This window comes from Xenorhabdus sp. NBAII XenSa04 (assembly GCF_963866145.1).
GTDB lineage: Bacteria > Pseudomonadota > Gammaproteobacteria > Enterobacterales > Enterobacteriaceae > Xenorhabdus > Xenorhabdus indica.
The window spans coordinates 1-2798 of the sequence record NZ_CAWMEB010000139.1; the positions used below are offsets into that span (position 1 = coordinate 1).

General features: G+C 43.0%; 3 protein-coding genes and 2 pseudogenes. 3 read left to right on the forward strand and 2 right to left on the reverse strand.

Annotated elements, in window-relative coordinates; translation table 11 throughout:
- Positions 1–175: pseudogene (locus AAC147_RS06670) on the forward strand (IS5/IS1182 family transposase); the annotation flags it as partial.
- Between the two features lie 63 nt (positions 176–238).
- On the opposite strand, the gene AAC147_RS06675 reads toward AAC147_RS06670, so the two are convergent.
- Positions 239–520, reverse strand: a complete 282-nt coding sequence (locus tag AAC147_RS06675; RefSeq protein ID WP_047686040.1) for a type II toxin-antitoxin system RelE family toxin — start codon at positions 518–520, stop codon at positions 239–241.
- Positions 510–761: a type II toxin-antitoxin system Phd/YefM family antitoxin gene (locus tag AAC147_RS06680; protein ID WP_047686043.1), complete on the reverse strand. Its 252-nt coding sequence runs from the start codon at positions 759–761 to the stop codon at positions 510–512. The genes AAC147_RS06675 and AAC147_RS06680 overlap by 11 nt, the downstream gene beginning before the upstream one ends.
- A gap of 219 nt (positions 762–980) precedes the next feature.
- Here AAC147_RS06680 and AAC147_RS06685 point away from each other — a divergent pair.
- Positions 981–2083: pseudogene (locus tag AAC147_RS06685) on the forward strand (transposase); the annotation flags it as partial.
- 409 nt (positions 2084–2492) lie between these two features.
- A complete protein-coding gene (locus tag AAC147_RS06690; protein WP_047686046.1) occupies positions 2493–2771 on the forward strand; it encodes a hypothetical protein in 279 nt (92 codons plus the stop codon).
- Positions 2772–2798 lie beyond the last annotated feature (27 nt).

The window sequence follows — 2798 nt, forward strand, 5'->3', positions numbered from 1 at the left end:
CAAAGTGAAACGAGAATATGATCGGGACCTCTATCGACTCAGGCATTTAGTTGAAAATGCGTTTCTTCATCTTAAACGCTGGCGGGGTATAGCGACCCGTTATGCCAAAAATAGTGCCTCATTTCTTGCTGCTGTTCAGATCCGCTGTCTTGTTCTTTGGTTAAATATCTTATGACGACATAATCTAATGCTGTGCAAAAAATTAGGCTAGTCCTATTTGTTGGGGTCCCAAATTCACTTATCGCTTGTCTGCTAATTTATAAACCTCATCATCAGCGCGTTTACCAACGGCGATAATAAGCAACAATAATTTTTTATCAATCACTTCATAAACCAAACGATATCCTGACGACCTAAGTTTGATTTTGTAGCGGTTGGCGCGCCCGCTCAATCGAGATGCTGGAACATGGGGATTTTCCAAACGTTCAGCTAACTTCTTTTTAAGTTGCTTCCGTATTGTGTGCCCTAAGCTTTTCCATTCCTTGAGCGCTCGTTTCTCAAATTCGAGTTTATAGGTCATCAAGACTTACACTCACGAATTCAGGATCTACCAGTCGCTCATCTGCAATGCGATTTAGTTCAGCATCTTCTGCCAATTCACGATAATAAGCGTACAGTTCAGGGGGAACACAATAGAATGCAGGTTCATTGCGATTCAGGATTGCAACTGCGTTACCTTCCCCTTCAGCAATGGTTCCCATTGGGTTACGTTTCAGATCAGTAATGCTGGCTGCTATTGTTGTGAGTATCTGATAAGCCATATTAGACTCCACTACTAATGTATTTTACATAATGTTTAAAAACATTATATTAGCACCTTTAAAAGTGCTAATGAAAATATTTTTTCTTGGTAGGTAATATTATATTCTTTAGCAGTTGTTTTAGAAGACAGGCGGCGGCGTCAGGCTCAGGGGGTAAAGAAAGCCAAGCAGGAAAGTAAGTATAAAGGCAGACCGATAGACAAGAAACTGCACCAGAAATTGCTCTGTCTCTATGGCATGGGCACCAACACCGGATTAAAGCGGGTCAGTGGCAGCCGTCATGGGATCAGTTACAAAGAACTACTCAATGTGCGCCGCCGTTTTATTCACAAAGCCGCACTGCGCAACGCCATCTGGCAGGTGGCCAACGCGCTCGGAACCCCTCGATATGGGGAGAAGGCACAACATCCTGTGCATCCGATTCCAAGAAATTTGACTCGTGGGATCAAAACCTGATGACCGAATGGTACATTCGATACGGTGGTCGTGGCGTCATGATTTACTGGCATGTGGAAAAGAAATCGACCTGTATATACTCCCAGCTCAAACGCTGTTCCTCTTCGGAAGTGGCCGCCATGATTGAGGGCGTTTTGCGGCACTGCACGGACATGGATATTGACCGGCAGTATGTCGATAGTCATGGCCAAAGTGAGGTTGCTTTTGCCTTCTCGCACTTGCTTGGGTTCGATTTGTTGCCTCGTCTCAAAGCCATTGCCAGCCAAAAACTCTATCGGCCCGGTGATGATAAACCCGGCGATTACCCAAACCTGGAGCCGATACTGACACGCCCCATCAACTGGGAGCTGATCATCCAGCAATACGATGAGATGATCAAATATGCGACCGCGCTCAAGCAGGGAACCGCCGATCCAGAAGCCATACTGCGCCGTTTCACCCGAAACAACGTGCAGCATCCTACGTACAAGGCGCTTGCCGAACTGGGGAAAGTGATCAAAACCATTTTCCTGTGCCGGTACATTGGTTCGGAAGAGCTTCGTCAGGAAATCCACGAGGGGCTGAATGTCGTGGAAAACTGGAATAGCGCAAATTCGTTCATCTTTTACGGCAAAGGCGGTGAGGTCGCAACCAATCGCTTGGAGGACTAGGAATTATCGGTTCTGGCGCTGCATTTGTTGCAGATCTCTCTGGTGTACGTGAATACCTTGATGATCCAGCAAGTGCTTAACGAACCAAACTGGCTATCTCGGATGAAACTGGAGGACTTCAGGACGTTAACACCCCTGATCTACTCCCATGTGAATCCCTATGGGATATTTGAACTGGATATGAATACGAGATTACTCATTGAAGTGGCCGCTTAAAAGTTGGCGGTTATCGCAGCTACCCGGTCACTACCCCTATATTAAAAATATATTATCCATCAATTATTTCAACTTTAATATAATGCCAAGGCGTTACATTAAAGAAATATGACTAAATTTATAACTTACATGTCAGTGTGCTGATAATTATTATCATTGTTTTTTATTAGAAAACATATCATATTTAAAACGTATATTTATATAATACTTAACTACCACCTACTGAAGTAGGTGGGTTAGCGCACTTCGGTGCCGACGACTGAAAGTCGTCGAACCACGAACCTCGTAAACGCGCATATGTCAAAAAATTAAAGTCAACGTCACCGACTAAAGTCGGTAGTTTTAACCTTTCATATGGAAAAATAAAACCACCTAAATATTTCATTAATTCTATATTATAGGAGTCTTTATGCCATCTATATATATATCTAATCGTTCTTCAGGAAAAACGTTTGATATTTGTATTAGTAATTGGGACAATGCACATGATTTTGTAACGTTACGTGAAAAAGAGACTTTTTCGCCTTGGCGAGGTAGCGATGATCGAGGTTATTTGATAGCAATCAAATCTTCCTATGAAATTTGGGTTCCATATTTTACTTATACTGATTGTGAATTCATAATGTATGATGATTGGCACGTGGAGGTGAACGGTACGCAAGTGAAACCTGCGTATCGTAATTTCTAAGAAAGGTGGTCAGTTGCTATAGTAGGC

Excerpts from the sequence above, each read along its gene's own strand:
- AAC147_RS06675 (WP_047686040.1), bottom strand. The coding sequence starts at position 520 with ATGACCTATAAACTCGAATTTGAGAAACGAGCGCTCAAGGAATGGAAA.
- AAC147_RS06680 (WP_047686043.1), bottom strand. The coding sequence starts at position 761 with ATGGCTTATCAGATACTCACAACAATAGCAGCCAGCATTACTGATCTG.
- AAC147_RS06690 (WP_047686046.1), top strand. The coding sequence starts at position 2,493 with ATGCCATCTATATATATATCTAATCGTTCTTCAGGAAAAACGTTTGAT.